Raw genomic sequence first — 17,415 nt, forward strand, 5'->3', positions numbered from 1 at the left:
CGCTTGTGAATTTTTTTTCCATTCTGAGTCATAATATTATAAAAATTGACAGTTGACTTGCAACGCAAAATTCAAAAACGAAGAAATTCACCCTTTTTATCCCTGACTTCCCTCTTCTTCGCCGTTATGATGAAATCCGATGATTCTTCTTGGTTCTTCAACTGCTTTATAAGTATCCAGTTCTTTTTTAAGATTCTGAATTCTCTGCTGGAACTGATCAAAATTATTGATGATCGCATCTGCTAAAAATCTCGCAATCTGATCCAGATATTCTTCCGTCAGTTTCGCCGCCGCATCTCTTAAAGCCCCTTTTAAAAGTTTCTGATCGATCTTTAAATTTTCATTTCGTGTTTTCTGATATTCGTTTTTAATTCTCTTCTTCAGACTTTGGGTAAAATCAATCAGCATCGTATTGCTGAATACTTTCATCTGTGAAGAAACCTCATTCCAGAAAGGAATTTTATCGGCTTTGTTGTTTTTTAAAATCTTAAACAGCAGAGAATCTTTTTCAAGATTTTTTGTCATCGCATATAAAATGATTTCAGATCTTTCCGCAAGATTAGGCGGAAAAACCGGAATCACGACATCGAATCTTCCGGGAGCCAGAATTTCTTCATTGATGTCGGAAACCGAGTTTGCCGAACCTACCATCAGAAGATTTTCCTGCTCAAATTTCGAAATATAATGCAGAATAAGCTCCTGCGTTTCCAGATTACAGGAAGCGACATTATTGTCTGCTTTCCTTGCCATCATAATTTCATCAAAGTCTTCCAGAAACAGCAGAATTTTATCTTCTTTCAAAATGCTTACCAGAAAATCATTGAAATTGGTCTGAATTCCGTCTACAAAAGAGGTTCCGAGGTAATGTTTTTTAACTTCTTTAAATTGATAGCCGATAATTTCCGCAATTTTATTTGCCCAGAAAATCTTGCCGCTTCCGGGAGGACCGTACAGAATAATTCCGGCGGGTTTATTGATTCCCCAGTCTTTAATCTGCTGCGGATTTAAAAACGGTTCCAGAGCGCCTGAAATATAGAAGAAAAGATCTCTGTAGCCGATGAAATCTCTTTTTTGAAGGCTGATTTTATGCCCGAAATAATCGTATACAAACTGATAATTTCCGCCCAGTTTGTTATCGATTCCGTAGCTTGAAATGGAAGATTTGAAGAAACCGTTGTCAAAAATATTCGGATCGGCTTCTTTAATGGCTTTTTCTATTTTTTCTTTGGGCTGATTGATGGTTTCCGCAATCTGTTCCAGTGTTTTTGTTTTGTCTAAATCTTTTTCGTAAAGTTTTAAAAATTCGATGTTTTCGCGCGCAAACTTTTCAAAATCTTCTTTTACTTCAAAATTTGTGCTTATGCATTCTACAAGCTCAAGATCAAAATCCTGAATAAACTGTTTGATCGCTTCTGCTGAAACGTTAAGTTCTTTTGCCAGTTCAATTAACTTCATAATTCCCTATTAATTCTATCAAATTTAATGTTTTTAGAAATTAAATTTTACGGATTGATGATATAATTTGTAACAAAACGTGAATTATATACACTACTACTATGTAAAACAAATTACATGGAAAAAATTTTATCAGTAAAGAATCTGACTAAAAAATTCAAGAGAATCGTGGTAAACAATATCTCCTTTGATGTGGAAAAGGGGAATGTTTACGGACTTTTAGGACCGAATGGAAGCGGAAAATCCACCACTTTCGGGATGCTGCTTTCTACGATTAACCCGACAAGCGGAGAATGGTACTGGTTTGGAAAAAAAGGAACTGATCCGGATACGCTGAAAAAAATCGGGGCGATTATAGAACAGCCTAATTTTTATCCTTATCTGAATGCGGAGACGAATCTTAAAATTGTTGCCGAAATTAAAGGAACGCGGTATTCCAGAATTGATGAAGTGCTGAAAACGGTTAATCTTCTGGAAAGAAAAAAGGATCCTTTCCGAACGTATTCTCTGGGAATGAAACAGCGTCTTGCGATTGCTTCGGCGATGCTGAACAATCCGGAGGTTCTTATTCTGGATGAGCCTACAAACGGTCTTGATCCTGAAGGAATTATCCAGATCAGAGATATCATCAATAATATTGCAAAACAGGGCATTACGATTATTATTGCGAGTCACCTTCTTGATGAAATTGAAAAAATATGCAGTCATGTAATTGTTTTGAAGGAGGGAAATTCCATCTATTGCGGAAGGGTGGATGAGATGACCGCCAATAATGGTTATTTTGAATTGAAAGCAGACAACAATACATTACTTTTAAATGCACTGAATGAGCTGCAGTGGTTTACTGCGGTAAATCCGGAAGGCAATATTCTGAAAGCACAGATCCGTGATGACGCTTCTATTTCGGCTTCGGCGCTGAACCAGAAACTGGCTGAAAAAGGGATTTTCCTGTCTCATTTAACGAAGAAAAAACTGTCTCTTGAATCTCAATTCCTTGAACTTGTAAAAAACACAAAATAATCATGCTGAAATTACTAAAACTAGAATATTACAAAAACCTGAACTACAGACCGTTTAAGGTTTTTACGATCTTATATTTTGCGATTCTTATTACTTTGCTTTTCGTCGGACTGGTGGATTTTGATGCTTTCGGAGGAACAATTAATTTAAAGGAACAGGGAATTTATAATTTTCCGGGAATCTGGAATTTTACAACATGGATTGTTGCTTTGCTGAAGATTTTCTTAGGATTAATCATTGTTTTTTCGATTTCACAGGAATTCAGCAACCGGATGTTTAAGCAGAATACGATTGACGGTTTAAGCAGAAAGGAATTCATCAGCTCTAAATTGTTAACGATAAGCATTTTCACTATTATTTCCACGGTTATTGTATTTGCACTTACTTTGTTTTTGGGATATCAGTATTCCGATACGACAGATTCAGGAAAAGTTTTTGAAGAGGTTTTCTTTATTGGCAATTATTTTGTGAAGCTGTTTACCTTCTTCTGTTTTCTGATGTTTCTTTCGGTTTTGCTGAGAAAATCGGTCTTTGTTTTTCTTGCATTCTTTGTTTTGTGGATTGCAGAAAGCATTTTGTCGACCATAGAAGTTTTTTCAAAAGTAAGAGGAACACAGGAAGCGGAACGATTAAAGATTATGAAAGACGATTTCTTCATTAGTCATCTTTTTCCTCTGGAAAGTATGTCCAGTCTTATTCCCAATCCGATGATGCGTTTAAAAGCAGCGCAAATCTTTGGCGGAAAATATGAATTCCACTATCCTACCGAAAGCTTAATTGCGTGTCTGGTTTGGTGTGCGATTTTTATTTTCGGGTCGTACTGGATTCTCAGAAAGAAGGATTGGTAATTGATTTGAAACATTCAACACAATATATTCAGATTATTTTTTTTAGTGGTTCGTTTTTACGGATCACTTTTTTGTTTTTTGGCTTAAAATTTTCATTCAGATGAAATTAAATTATAACCATGAAAAAGATCTATTATTTTCCGGGACTGATCAGTGCTTTGCTGATTCCTGTTTTGTTTTGGTACTATGGGAATATGAAACTTGAAGAAGCTAATCTGCGTGTTATGGATATAGGAATTCCAGCGAAGCTTACAGGTAATAATTATCTATATAGCTTTGAACCTTTAAGAAACTGGGACTATAAACAGATAAAAGTTAATCCTAATACAGCTAAAGAAAATTCTAACTTGTATGTTTCGGAAATGAAAGCTCTTCAGAAAAGAAATCAAAAAGAAACAGGAATTGAGTTCATTCTTGATAAAAATAATACTTACGGAGACTTTGCTTCTTTACTAAATGATATGGAAATTGCAAAACAGGACACTTATGCTTTTGATATAGAAAAAACAGGACATGTATTTGCAGTTCATTATTATAAGGATCCAAACGCAAAAGAAGTTGAATGCCTTCTTTGTAATGATGCCATTTATACTTATGCAGAACCAACTTTTAAAGATAAATTTTTCAAACTTCCAAAAGAAGCTTTTTTCATTATTTTTGGATTTCTACTGTTTTTAAATATTTCCATGTTCAGCATTAAGGAAAATCTTCAAACTAAAAGAACGTTTGCATGAAAAAGATCTATTATTTTCCGGGACTGATCAGTGCTTTACTGATTCCTGTTTTGTTCTGGTATTACATTCATCCATATATTGATAAAACAGTTTACAATGTAGTTGACATTGGACTCCCTGCGAAACTTAGAAAAGACAATTATAATCAGAATGCTACCTTTGAACCACTAAGAAACTGGAATTACAAGAAAATTGCCGTTCCACCAAATGAAGCCAAAAATAATTCGGATTTTTTTGTTTCCGAAATCAAAGCAATGCAGAAAAGAAATGAGAAAAATTCCGGAATTGAATTTATTCTTTCTGACAAAAATACTTATGCAGATCTCATTTCCATTTTAAATGATATGCACATTTCGAAAAATGATATGTATGCTATAGATACAGAGAAAACCGGAAATATTTTTGCAGTTCATTATTATGTTGAACCAACTAAAGAAAAAGAATCCGAATATCTTTTGTGCAATGACTTGATTTGCGAAGTTGAAGAACCTACTTTTATGGATAAGTTTTTAGCCTTTAATCAACATTTCCAAACAGTTTTTGAAAATGTATCTGAACTTCCAAAAGGAGCTTACTATATTTTATTTGCTTTTCTATTGTTTCTGAATATTTCCATGTTAAGCATTAAAGAACGATTTCTGCTAAAACTCCGATAGATTCTTCAATGCGCTCCACTTCGTTCTGCTCCTTTCTGAATGACAGAGTATTAAATTTAAAGGGTAAACATAAAAAGGCTGCCTTTCGGCAGCCCCTTCAATCACCTCTTCACTTAACACTTACTTTTTATCTTTATCGAGTAAAGAAATATATTCTCCGTAACCTTTTTCCTGCATTTCTGCTTTCGGAATAAACTTCAGAGAAGCAGAATTGATGCAGTAACGAAGTCCGCCTTTGTCTGCAGGACCATCATTGAAAACGTGTCCCAAATGCGCATCTCCTGTTTTACTTCTCACCTCCACTCTCGTCATTCCGTGAGAACGGTCTAACTTCTCTTCGATTAATTTTTTGGTAATAGGCTTAGAAAAACTTGGCCAACCACAACCGGATTCGAATTTATCTGTTGAGATAAACAAAGGTTCTCCTGTGGTAATATCTACGTAAATTCCCTCTCTCGTTTCATCCCAGTATTCGTTCTCGAAAGCTCTTTCCGTACCGTTTTCCTGAGTAACGTTATACTGTTCGGCAGTCAGTTTTTCTTTTAAAGCTTTTTTATCCTGCTTCTGATATTTGGTTTCGTTAGTTCCCTTTGTTTCTTTTTTTGGCGGATTGGCGTTTCTTGCCATTTCAAACAATCCCGGTTCGATGTGGCAGTATCCTCCCGGATTTTTATCCAGATAATCCTGATGATAATCTTCCGCTTTATAGAAATTCTTCAAAGGAATGGTTTCCACCACGACAGGTTTGCTGTAATTTTTAGCCAGTTTTGCCACTTCAGCTTTTACGATCGCTTCCGTTTCTTTGTCTGTGGAATAAATTCCTGTTCTGTATTGGTTTCCTCTGTCATTCCCCTGTTTATCAATGCTTGTAGGATCTATGGTTTTAAAATACAGATCAATTAATAGTTTTAAATCTACTACTTCAGGATCATATTTTACTTTTACGGTTTCGGCAAAACCTGTGGTGTGGCTTACCACTTCCTCATATGTAGGATTTTTTGTATTTCCGTTGGCATAGCCTACTTCTGTTCCTACTACTCCGCGAACCTGCTGAAAAAAGTGCTCGGTTCCCCAGAAACATCCTCCTGCAAAATAAACTTCTTTTACATTTTTGTTGTCCATAATGGTCTCATTTTCTTTTTTATTCTCTGTGGATTTTTGCTTGGCATCTCCACAGCTTGTCGCAAAAACTGCTATTCCCAGTACTACACTGAGCAGAATTAGTATGTTCTTCATTTTTATTTTATTATTCATTTTTTCACATTTAAAATCATTAAACCAAATCCTAAAAGCATCAGATCTTTTACGATAAAAAAATCTGTTACAGGAATTCCGTCTACCATTTTCCAAACTCCGGGAGTTGTAAATAAATAGCTCAAAGTAGTAAGGAAGGTAACGATCATTCCGATGGCGGCGTACTTTCTGAGTGATGCAAATTTCACACTAAAAATTAAAAGTAATGCAATGATAATTTCTATCACTCCGATAGCATTAGACACTGCCTGAATGCTTACAATATCATATACGAAAAAAGTAAGGAAATGGTTTTCTACCAAAGGTTTTATCGCGTTCGCTTCTGTGGGTGTGAATTTGAAAATTCCGATCCAGAGCAGAATAATGGCAGCTCCGAAAAGTGAGATGTAATACCCTGCTTTTCCGGCAAGGTTTCTGTTATCGATTTTAAGTGTAGTTCCGTTCATTTTTTAAGATTTTGAGTTAATACTTTGTTATTTTCAAAAGTATAGTCGGAACGTTTTCAAAATCCTGACAAAAAATTTCTTAAATATCTAATTTTTTAATCATTTTATCTTTAAAATCCTGAATTTCAGAATCCTGAATTTTACTTTTTTCTTCATTAAAAAGTTTTCTTTTTAAAATTTCATCTAAAATTTCCAGCTTTTCTTTATAAGCTCTGCACCATTTACAGATTTTCAGATGCATGGAAAGTTTTCGATTCTCTTTTGAAGAAATATTGCCTGCGTTTCTTTTTTCCATGAGCATGGTCGCTTCACTGCATGGTAAAAATAGGATATGGATTAGTTTTTTTAACATTTTAAAAGCATTTATAATTGAGCAAACCAGTTAAATTCCAGACATTCTCTGAGCTGCATTCTGCCTCTCTGCAGAATCTTCCAAAGATTAGTCGTAGAAATATTCAGTTCCTGACTTACTTCGGGTGCTTTTTTTTCTTGAAGATAATACATTTTCATCGGAAGTTTCCACCGAATGGGCAATTCTTCCAGGCAATCCTCCAATGTTGTATTAAATTCTGTATCATCTAAAAGTTCTGTTCCTTTATTTTCAGCATTCCAGTCATTCAGCACATCGTCATTTTTCCACGATCCGGTTTCATCAAAAAAATGATCCAGTCTTATCTGTGGTTCCGATTTGTATTTTCTGCGGTAAAAATCGGCAACCTTTCTGTTTAGAATCGTCATTAACCACGTTAAAGGCTGACTTTTCCCTTCAAAAGATTCGTATGACGAAAAAGCAGAGATAAAAACCTCCTGAACGACATCTTCCGCCTCCACTCTATCCGACAGCAGATAAACTGCTCTTCTCAGCAACTGCCCGGAATACCGATCGATCCAGTTCTTAATGGTTTCATTTTTTGTCATTGATTTAAATTTATAAAAAAATCAGCACATTTTTACAGTTAAAAACGAATATAGAAAGTTAAATGGTAAACTGCAAAGTTTTCATCAAACTTATCTGAACGTTGTATTTGTCCTGCTGAAAGCATCTAAGCAATACTATCAAACATAGCTACAAATCCTGACACCAATAACCCGATTCTGATAAAATTATATCTCGTGTTGTGCAATTTACATGCTTTCATCATGACAAATGATGGTTTATTATGATAAATGGTGAAAATTATGACCGTAATTTAGCCCCGATTGCAATGAAAATCCCGCAGTGAAGCGGCGGAGCAAAGCGGAGCCGCGCAATGAGGAATTGCAATGGAAAGCGGGAAAAAGCTCCTGAAAATGTTTCAGATTATTATACAAATCTTAGCAAAAGTATCAAATATTTAAAACTAAATCACTCAAAAACATTAAATTTGCATCTTATCAAAATTGTAAAAAGCAAAGCAATATATAGTATTATGACATCACAAGAGATTCGTCAAAAATTTTTAGATTATTTTAAAAGTAAAGAACACCTTATCGTTCCTTCGGCTCCTATTGTGCTGAAAGACGATCCTACCCTAATGTTTTCCAACTCGGGAATGACGCAGTTTAAAGATTATTTTTTAGGTTATAAAGAGCCTAAAGCCCCAAGAATTGCCGATACCCAGAAATGTTTAAGAGTTTCCGGAAAGCACAATGATCTGGATGATGTAGGTAGAGATACCTATCACCACACCATGTTTGAAATGTTGGGGAACTGGTCTTTTGGTGATTATTTTAAAAAACATGCTATTGCTTTTGCCTGGGAATTGCTGACGGAAGTGTACGGAATTCCTAAAGAGAATCTTTACGTAACCATTTTCGAAGGAGATGCTTCCGAAAATCTGGAAAGAGATCAGGATGCTTATAATTTCTGGAAATCCCACATTTCTGAAGATAGAATCATTAACGGAAACAAGAAGGACAATTTCTGGGAAATGGGCGCAAGCGGACCTTGTGGACCGTGTTCTGAAATTCACGTTGACTTGAGAACTCCGGAAGAAAAAGCTAAAGTTTCCGGTCTTGAATTGGTGAACAATGACCATCCTCAAGTGGTGGAAGTCTGGAATCTCGTTTTTATGGAATTCAACAGAAAAGCTGATGGTTCTTTGGAAAAACTTCCTGCACAACATGTTGATACCGGAATGGGCTTCGAACGTCTTTGTATGGCGCTTCAGGGAAAATCCTCCAATTATGACACCGATGTTTTTACCCCTTTAATTGCTAAAGTGGAAGAACTTTCAGGAAAAAAATATACCGGAATTTTAAAAGACGAAAAGGATATTGCGATTCGTGTTGTGGTAGACCATATCAGAGCAGTTTCTTTTGCCATTGCGGACGGACAATTGCCTTCAAGCGGAGGTGCAGGTTACGTTATCCGAAGAATTTTAAGAAGAGGGGTTTCCTATTCTTACAGATTCTTAGACATGAAAGAACCTTTCCTTTATAAATTGGTTGCCGTTCTTCAGGAACAAATGGGTAAATTCTTCCCTGAACTTGAAAAACAGGGAGCTTTGGTTACAGAAGTGATCAAAAGCGAAGAAGAATCTTTCTTAAGAACCATTGAAAATGGATTGATAAGAGTTGAAAAATTAATTCAGCAGACCATTGAAAGCAATTTGAAGGTACTTCCAAGCAATGAAGTTTTTGAATTATATGACACTTACGGCTTTCCGGATGATTTAACGAGAATTATTGCTGAAGAAAAAGGCTTAACGATTGATGAAGCAGGTTTTGAAGCGAGAAAGAAAGAGCAACAGGATCGTTCAAGAGGCGGTGCTGAACAAAAAGTCCACGACTGGGTAATTCTTGAGGAAAAAGCAGAAAATTTTGTAGGCTACGACCAATTAGAATCTGAAACTTACATTACAAGATACCGAAAAATAGAAAATAAAGACGGAGAATTTTATCAGGTGGTTCTAAGTGAAACGCCTTTCTATCCGGATGGCGGCGGACAGGTTGGAGATAAAGGTCTTCTTGAAAATGCCACGGAAAGTTTTGAGGTTCTGGAAACCAAAAAAGAAAACGGGCTGATTATTTCGTTAATTAACGGTCTTCCTAAAGATGCAGGAGCAGTTTTCTATGCTAAAGTAAATACAGCGGAAAGAAAAAATTCTCAGGCAAACCACTCTGTAACGCACTTACTGCATGAAGCGCTAAGAGAAGTTCTGGGAACGCATGTGGAACAGAAAGGTTCTTACGTAGGTCCCGATTATCTGCGTTTCGACTTCTCTCATTTCAACAAAATGACGGAAGAAGAACTGGCTTTGGTAGAAAATAAAGTGAATGCAAAAATCAAAGAAAGTATTGCGTTACAGGAGTTCAGAAGCATCCCGATTCAGGAGGCTTTAGACAAAGGTGCAATGGCTTTGTTTGGCGAAAAATACGGAGACAGTGTAAGAATGATCCAGTTTGGAAGCTCGAAAGAACTTTGTGGTGGAACTCATGTAAAAAACACCAGCGAAATCGGTCATTTTAAAATTCTTTCCGAAAGTTCTGCAGCTGCGGGAATCAGAAGAATTGAAGCGATCTCCGGAGACGAATCTGAAAAATATTTCAAAAATCTTGAAAAGCAGGTTGCTGAACTTTCTCAGTTGTTAAAATCCAAAGACATCATCCGTTCGATTGAAAAGCTGATGGAAGAAAATGCTTCTTTAAAATCGGAAGTGGAAGCTTTCAAGAAAGAAAAAGCAAAAGGAGAAATCGGCGACTGGAAAAATGCTTATGAACAAAAAGGAGACAAGCAGCTTTTGGTAAAGAAAACGTCTCTTGATGCAGGTTCTGTAAAAGATATCGTATTCCAGTTGAAGAGAGAAATCCCGACTTCAGTAACGATTATCCTTTCTGATGCAGACGGAAAACCAATGATTACAGTGGGTGTTTCAGATGATCTGGCTGCAAATTATCAGGCAGGAGCTATCGTAAAAGATTTAGCAAAGGAAATCCAAGGCGGCGGCGGCGGAAATCCGGGTTTTGCAACGGCAGGAGGAAAAAATCTTGACGGATTGGAGAATGCCTATCAGAAAGCTTTGAATATTTAGACAAACTTAAAACGTCAATAAAGTTATTATAAAAATCAGTTGTACCATCTTTGCGTACAGCTGATTTTATTTTTAACAAAAGATTATATTTTTTCGTACCGTTTTGTAACCTTCTTATTTTTAGTTTTGTCTTATCTATAAAAAAGACTAATGACAAAATATCTATCTTCCCTGTTTTTGTTTGTTTCGGTAGTGTTTTTCGCACAAAATCAGCTGAAAGTTATCAGTAAAGCGGACAAAAAGCCTGTTCACAATGCAGCAGTTTACTGTGATGACGCACTTCTTGGGAAAACCGATTTTAACGGCAATCTATCCTTCAAAACAAAATGTAAAAAGGTAGAAATTCTTGCCAGCAATTTTCAGGATGTGATGGCGGAAGTAAAACCTTCTATGGACGTTTCTATGCAGCCTTTGTCTGAAAAAATGGGCAATATTGATAAAATCGTTATTCAGGATAAAAGTGATCCGAGAGCGTTGAAAATTTTGGATGAAGTGAATAAAAGAGCCAAGGAAAATTCACCCAAATCATTGGACTCCTACAATTTTAAATCGTATTCCAAGTTTTCTATTGATGTAGATAAAGATTCTGTAGATACGTATAAAAACTTTTTGGCAGTAAGAAAAGACTCGCTTTCTAAGGTTGATAAAAAAGACCTTAAGCAAACGGAAAAAGAGAAAAAAGATTCTTTGATTGGAGAAGATCTTATTGAGGCGACCACCGAAAGCCAGTTGTTTCTTTGGGAGAAAGCTGCAGAATACAAATATTCTAAAAGTTTCGGGGAAAAAACCAATATCATTGATAACAGAATGTCGGGGTTCAAAAATCCGATTTATGAGGCTTTAGCCATCAATATTTCTAATCTTGACAGAACACCAAGACAGCTTAGACCCGAAAACAGAAAGTTATTCAATTTTTATCTTTCCGATACTTTACAGCTTGAAGGAAGAAAAACTTTTGTGATTAAATTCAAGGAAATCACCGATAAAAAGAAGCAAAATCCGAGAAAATTCAACGGGAAAATCTATATTGATTCCGAAACTTATGCTTTGAAAAAATTTGAAAGCCAGAGCAAGAAACAAAATGAAGGAGATATTGTTTCGGTTTGGAAACCTATTGACGGAAAGTGGTTCTTAGACTACGAAAACATGAAAGTAAAAATGGGAAGCCAGAGTTTCGAGACTTCTAAAAAAGACAGTCTGAAACCCGGAGAAAAAACGAAATACAACAAAAAGAATTTCGGAAATTATCTATATGTCAAAAACCGTTTCTTCGATTTTGAAATCAATAAAGAACAAAAAGCATCCGACTTCAAAGGCTACTCTCTTGAAATGAAAAACTCGGACGGAAGTCTTCTTTCCCAGTACAGAACGGACAGTCTTACCGCGAGAGAAAGTGCAACCTATACCAAAATAGACAGTTTTGTGGAAAAGCATGATTTTGAAAAAAAGCTGAATACATTAACACAGCTTTTAAGAGGAAATCTGCGGTATAAATTCATCGATTTTGATCTTACAAAGTTCTTCAGTTACGATAAATACCAAGGTATTCGTCTGGGAGCAGGAATTAAGCTGAATGAAAAATTCAACAAAACATTTTCTCCGGACGGTTATTTCGGTTACGGATTTAAAGACCATACCTGGAAATACGGTTTAGGGCTTGATGTAAGATTATCAGACAAAAGAACGTCTGTTTTCAGGATCGATTATTTGGATGATGTGTTCGCAGCCGGAAGATTCAGCAACAATATGTGGGACATGATGATGAAATTTTCAGACATCAATCTGGATCTTCACAACTCAACTTTTTACAAAAACCAGAAATGGGGAGCTTCTTTCCTTTATGATATTTCGAATTCTTTAAGCGTGAAAATTGCGGTGAATAAAGAGAAGCAACAGGCTCTTTTTGATTATCAGTATAAAAATCTGGGAAGCAGTTTCGATAATACAAGCGCCACTTTATCCCTAAAATTCTCGCCGAATGACAAAAATATCATGACGCCAAGCGGAAAGTTTACTTATGAAAAAGGATATCCGCAAATCTTCATGAATTACGAAAAAGGATTTGAAACGTTAGGCGGAGATCTGGATTATCACAGAGTGGATGCGCTAATTATTCATCAGTTCAGATCAAAACTGGGCACCACCAACATTAAACTTTTCGGAGGAATTTCTTCAGGAAATGCACCGATCTGGAAAAACTTTGAAATCGCCGGACAAACCGATGCAAACAAAGACAAATGGACTTCGAGCATTACGACACCTTCCAATCTGGGATTTGCAACCATGCCTTCGGGAACATTTTTCACCGATAAATTTGCAGCCTTCAAGATATCACAGTCTCTTCCTTTCAGGTTTAAAACTTTCGGATCAAGATATTCCAGTATCGAACTCGAATATCAGGCGGCGATCGGAAACATGAAAAACAGACAGGATCATCAGTTTCAGTTTCAGGTGCTGGATCATTATTATCAGGAAGCCGGAGTTATCTGGAACCGTTTTCTGGGAAGAAACTTTGGGGTAGGATTTTCTTACCGTTTAGGATATTATCAGACCTCAGAATTTAAAGATAATTTTGCTCTTAAGTTCAGATTTAATCTTTTAAACTAAGACCTATTTCAAAATAATTATCTGCAAAATAGAAACAGAAGCTTTCGGGTTTCTGTTTTTTTATTATCTTTCTTAAAAAATAACCATGAAACATATGCTTACTGAGTGTTTCTCTGCAATATTAATTTCTTCTAATACAAAAAGAATCCCGTCCTTTGATTGAAGATGGGGAGTTTGAGCCTTATTTTTTAAAAGATATTTCCAATGAATGATCCCATTAATATCAATTAACAAAACTTTTGCGGGACAATAAATATTAGTAATTTTGGCAAGGTTTTCTATGAAAAGGATTTTACTGTTTCTATGTTTTTCAATCTGTATTTTTGGTTTTTCACAATCGAAAGTTACTCCTATTGAAACCGTTATCATTGAAGACAAAAGTGATCCGAGAGCACTGGAAATCCTTAATAAAGTGAATCAGTATTTCCATGAGAACTCTCCCAAAACGCTGGATTCCTATTATTACAAATCTTACGAAAAAATTTCTCTCGATATCGACGAAGACAGCATCTCGCAATACAAAAAATTCTTCGAAGAAACCGGAATGTTCAAAAAAAAGCGGGAAAAAGATTCTTTAAACAACATTACCGCGCGAAAAATATTCTCGAAAAGCAAACTGTTTCTCTGGGAAAGAGCACAGGAATTTCTGTATTCTAAAAAATACGGCGAGAAGATCAATATTCTGGATAACAGAATTTCCGGTCTCAAACAGCCTATTTATGAAATGATCGCGCTTCAGCAAAGCAACAGAGACAAAATCCCGGATCAGATTAAAAAAGAAAACCGAGGACTGTACCGTTTCTTTCTCACCGATACCATTGAAATGGACGGAAGAAAAAATTTCGTTATCCGTTTCAGGGAAGTGAATTACAAAAAACCCGATAAAAAAAGAAAATACAACGGTGCTATTTATGTAGATACCGAAACCTACGGCGTAAAAAAAATTGAAAATTTCAGCAAGAATAAAAACGACGGAATTATTACCAGTTCGTGGATTTTTTTCAACGACAAATGGTTTCTGGCATATGAAACCGTAAAGCTGAAAATGAGCGATATGCAGATGGAAAACGAAAATGCTGAAGAAAAAACCGATAAGAAAAGCAAAAAAACTTTCGGAACCTATGCGTTTCTTACATCGCGGTATTTCGATTATCATTCCCCTGCGGAAAATAATCAAAATGACTTTAAAGGCTACACTTTTTCAGTAAAAAATATCGACGGAAAAACCTTAGATCAATACCGAACCGATCCTCTTACCGAAAGAGAAAAAAACACCTATAAAACGATCGACAGTCTCGGAAAAATCTACAATATCGACCGTAAAGCAAGAGTTTTGGGCGGTTTGTTCCTAAACGGACAGATTAAAGTGGGGGTGGTAGATTTTGCAGTGGACGAAATCGTCAATTACAATCTTTACGAAGGCTTCAGAGTTGGATTAAAAGCAAAACTTAATGAAAATTTCAATCCGTATTTTTCTCCGGATTACCTTTTTGCTTACGGTTTTAAGGATGATAAATGGAAATACAGGATTGGTCTTGATATCAAAACAACGCTGGAAAAAGACTCTTATTTCCGGCTGGATTATTATGATGATGTAACAGCTTCCGGTGAATTTTACAGAAGACTCTGGAGCTTTAAAATGAGAACGGCAAACTATGGAAATAACCTGAACAACGACCGATATTACCGTTACAAAGGAGCTTCTGTGTCTTACCTGAATGATGTTACCAATGGATTAACACTGGTTTTTGCTGCCCGAAGAAATCTGGAAGAAGCAATGTTTGATTATTCTTTCCGTGGAAGAGGTCCTTCTTTTGATAATTTTAATACCCTGTTTACGTTAAAATATTCCCCAAATTCTACGAATATTATGACGCCGCAGGGAAAATCACTGATCGATCAGAAATATCCCGAATTGTACTTTAATTACGAACAGAGCTACAAAATATTTGGCGGAGATTTCGATTATACCCGATTTGATGCGCTTTTAATTCATAACTTTAAAACCATGTTTGGAACCACCGGCTTCAGACTCTACGGCGGAATGGTTTTCGGAGAGGCTCCGATCTGGAAAAATTTCACCATGAACGGGCTTGCTTCTTCAAGGAAAGATTTTAATTTTAACCTAACTTCTTTCTTAGGATTTGCCACTCTGGAAGGGGGGAAATATTACAATGACCGGTTTATTGCGTATTATTTCACGCATAAAATTCCTTGGTATTTTAAAAGCTTCGGGCAGAATATTTCAAGCTTCGACTTTGTGTTAAGAGGAACAACGGGAAATATGAAGCATCCCGATTACCACCAGTTCAGATTCCGTCCTTTGGATCATCTTTATCAGGAAGTCGGTCTGGAATGGAATAATTTCCTATCAACCTACTTTAATCTGGGATTATTTTACAGGGTTGGATATTACACCACTCCTAATTTTAAACAAAATTTTGCAGTTCAGTTTAAATTAAAAATTCTGGATTTTTAAAAAATAAAACAGCTAAAAATAAAAGATAAATGCAGAAAATCGAAATAAAAGCAGAGCAGTTTTTTGAATTGCTGAAATTAAAAGATACTTCAATGTGGGAAATTTTTGCCCAAATGATCGATGGCAACGAAAAGGAAATCATCTTTCTGGATAACGAAGATAAAATCCTCTTCAATTATATTCTTCCTTCCACACCGGAGAAAATGGAGGAAGACCGAAAAGAATTTTCAAAACAGTTTGCAGATAAGCTTGCGAATCTGAATTAAACTTTTAGAAACGTATTTCTTCTTATTTAAAGTTTAACCTTAACTTAAACTTCATTTTTTGTTTATTTTGTGTTAAATTTTAAAAGTGTAATCAAATCATTAAAAAATTCAAGATGAAAAATTACCTATTATCTGCACTCAGTGTATTTATTTTTGGTACTTTTAGCGCTCAATCCTATCAAAAACCTTTGGTTTCTGCTATTAAAGAAGTCGATCTTCGCAAGGATATGTATGATCTTGCAGCCGATCAGTTTCTGGGTCGTGAAGCAGGAACTTTAGACGAACTTAAAGTATCAATGTGGCTTGCTGACAGAGCCAAGGAAGCAGGAATGAAACCAGCCGGAGATAACGGAACTTTCTTTCAGTTTTTCGATATGTACAGACATCAGGTAATTCCGCAGAGCAGTCTGAAAATTGGTGACAATTCTTTAAAATTATGGAAAGATTTTCTTGTTGCGGAACCCGTAAATGCAAACATCGATTCTGAAATTGTTTATGCCAGAAATGCCGAACCTGAAGATTTATCAAAATTAAATATTAAAGGGAAAATTCTCGCCGTAAATGCATCTGACAAGAATATTGAAAAGGAAATGACGCTTTTCGTAAGAAGATATCCCGGTTTTGTAAGAACAAAATACTATAACAAAGCATCTGAACTGGGAGCAAAAGGAATCATCTTCATTACAGACGAAACATCGGATAAAAGCTGGGTTGAAGTTTTACCGCAAATGACCAGAGGTTCTTACGGAGTAGAAGGTTTAAGAGAAAGTGTGACGAATAATATTCCGGTTTTATGGATTAAAAGAGAAAATTCTGACTGGGTAAAAAACAATCCTAAAATTTCGCTGCACCTCATCACAGAAACGTATAAATATCCTTCCGTAAACATCATCGGAAAAATAGACGGTACAGATCCTAAACTTAAAAACGAATTTGTTTTAATCAGCGGACATCAGGATCACGACGGAATAAGACATCCTGTAAAAAACGATACAATTTACAACGGCGCAGATGATAACGCAAGTACCTGTGTTGCGATGTTGGCAATGGCAAGAGCCTATAAAAAACAGCCTTCAAAACGCAGTATTCTCTTTGTTTTTCATGGTGCTGAAGAAAGAGGTTTGCTGGGTTCGAGATGGCATGCAGCGCATCCTGTAGTGCCAAAAGAAAATATTGTTGCCGTTCTTAATGGGGATATGATCGGGAGAAATGATAATAATGAAGCTGCGCTTCTGGGAGGAAACCCTCCTCACAAAAATTCTGAAGAATTGGTAAAAATGGCTGAAGATGCCAATAATGAGAGTACGAAATTCAGGTATCTGAAAGATTGGGATTCGCCGAAGCATGCAGAATATTTTTATTTCAGAAGCGATCATTTACCCTACGCAAAAGCAGGAATTCCTGCAATATTTTTCACGAGTGTTCTGCACGATCAGTATCATACGCCGCAAGATGAATCGGAAAACATTAATTACAAAAAGCTGTATAAAATGACGGAATGGATGTACCGAACTTCATGGAAAGCAGCCAATGAAACCGAACGTCCGAAAGTGATTTCTAATTTTACACTGGAAAGATAAATTTAGAACTATAAAAAAGCTGTCTCAAAAGTCAGTTTTTTGACTTTTGAGACAGCT

The 17,415-nt window shown here is 36.0% G+C and carries 14 protein-coding genes; 9 read left to right on the forward strand and 5 right to left on the reverse strand.

Annotated features, from left to right (window positions below):
- Positions 1–96: 96 nt before the first annotated feature.
- Positions 97–1,455 (reverse strand): AAA family ATPase, encoded by a 1,359-nt coding sequence (locus H6W53_RS09110; protein ID WP_185206260.1) that lies wholly within the window; start codon positions 1,453–1,455, stop codon positions 97–99.
- 117 nt (positions 1,456–1,572) lie between these two features.
- Here H6W53_RS09110 and H6W53_RS09115 point away from each other — a divergent pair, with 117 nt between their 5' ends.
- From H6W53_RS09115 to H6W53_RS09130, 4 genes are all read left to right on the forward strand, one after another.
- The gene (locus tag H6W53_RS09115; protein WP_185206262.1) at positions 1,573–2,475 is read left to right on the forward strand and encodes an ABC transporter ATP-binding protein; all 903 of its coding nucleotides are present in this window, start codon (positions 1,573–1,575) and stop codon (positions 2,473–2,475) included.
- Between the two features lie 2 nt (positions 2,476–2,477).
- Positions 2,478–3,323: an ABC transporter permease gene (locus tag H6W53_RS09120; protein WP_185206265.1), complete on the forward strand. Its 846-nt coding sequence runs from the start codon at positions 2,478–2,480 to the stop codon at positions 3,321–3,323.
- 119 nt (positions 3,324–3,442) lie between these two features.
- Positions 3,443–4,057: a hypothetical protein gene (locus tag H6W53_RS09125; protein ID WP_185206267.1), complete on the forward strand. Its 615-nt coding sequence runs from the start codon at positions 3,443–3,445 to the stop codon at positions 4,055–4,057.
- Positions 4,054–4,713 carry a hypothetical protein gene (locus tag H6W53_RS09130; RefSeq protein ID WP_185206269.1) on the forward strand — a complete coding sequence of 220 codons (660 nt, stop codon included), beginning with the start codon at positions 4,054–4,056 and terminating at the stop codon, positions 4,711–4,713. The genes H6W53_RS09125 and H6W53_RS09130 overlap by 4 nt, the downstream gene beginning before the upstream one ends.
- A gap of 120 nt (positions 4,714–4,833) precedes the next feature.
- Here H6W53_RS09130 and msrB read toward each other — a convergent pair whose 3' ends face one another.
- From msrB to H6W53_RS09150, 4 genes are all read right to left on the reverse strand, one after another.
- On the reverse strand, positions 4,834–5,949 hold the full coding sequence (gene msrB, locus H6W53_RS09135) for a peptide-methionine (R)-S-oxide reductase MsrB (RefSeq protein WP_185206271.1): 1,116 nt from the start codon (positions 5,947–5,949) through the stop codon (positions 4,834–4,836).
- 14 nt (positions 5,950–5,963) lie between these two features.
- On the reverse strand, positions 5,964–6,413 hold the full coding sequence (locus H6W53_RS09140) for a DUF417 family protein (RefSeq protein ID WP_116096435.1): 450 nt from the start codon (positions 6,411–6,413) through the stop codon (positions 5,964–5,966).
- 79 nt (positions 6,414–6,492) lie between these two features.
- A complete protein-coding gene (locus H6W53_RS09145; protein ID WP_185206273.1) occupies positions 6,493–6,765 on the reverse strand; it encodes a hypothetical protein in 273 nt (90 codons plus the stop codon).
- 11 nt (positions 6,766–6,776) lie between these two features.
- On the reverse strand, positions 6,777–7,331 hold the full coding sequence (locus tag H6W53_RS09150) for an RNA polymerase sigma factor (protein WP_185206275.1): 555 nt from the start codon (positions 7,329–7,331) through the stop codon (positions 6,777–6,779).
- Between the two features lie 491 nt (positions 7,332–7,822).
- On the opposite strand from H6W53_RS09150, the gene alaS reads away from it, so the two are divergent.
- From alaS to H6W53_RS09175, 5 genes are all read left to right on the forward strand, one after another.
- Positions 7,823–10,426: an alanine--tRNA ligase gene (gene alaS / locus H6W53_RS09155; RefSeq protein ID WP_185206277.1), complete on the forward strand. Its 2,604-nt coding sequence runs from the start codon at positions 7,823–7,825 to the stop codon at positions 10,424–10,426.
- A gap of 150 nt (positions 10,427–10,576) precedes the next feature.
- Entirely contained in the window at positions 10,577–13,033 is a 2,457-nt protein-coding gene (locus H6W53_RS09160) for a DUF5686 family protein (RefSeq protein WP_185206279.1), read from the forward strand.
- 280 nt (positions 13,034–13,313) lie between these two features.
- Entirely contained in the window at positions 13,314–15,512 is a 2,199-nt protein-coding gene (locus tag H6W53_RS09165) for a hypothetical protein (protein WP_185206281.1), read from the forward strand.
- Positions 15,513–15,541: 29 nt separating this feature from the next.
- On the forward strand, positions 15,542–15,778 hold the full coding sequence (locus tag H6W53_RS09170) for a hypothetical protein (protein ID WP_087711343.1): 237 nt from the start codon (positions 15,542–15,544) through the stop codon (positions 15,776–15,778).
- Between the two features lie 113 nt (positions 15,779–15,891).
- Positions 15,892–17,358 (forward strand): M20/M25/M40 family metallo-hydrolase, encoded by a 1,467-nt coding sequence (locus tag H6W53_RS09175; RefSeq protein WP_185206283.1) that lies wholly within the window; start codon positions 15,892–15,894, stop codon positions 17,356–17,358.
- Positions 17,359–17,415 lie beyond the last annotated feature (57 nt).

Source organism: Chryseobacterium sp. C3, assembly GCF_014218905.1.
GTDB classification, from domain to species: Bacteria; Bacteroidota; Bacteroidia; order Flavobacteriales; family Weeksellaceae; genus Chryseobacterium; species Chryseobacterium mucoviscidosis.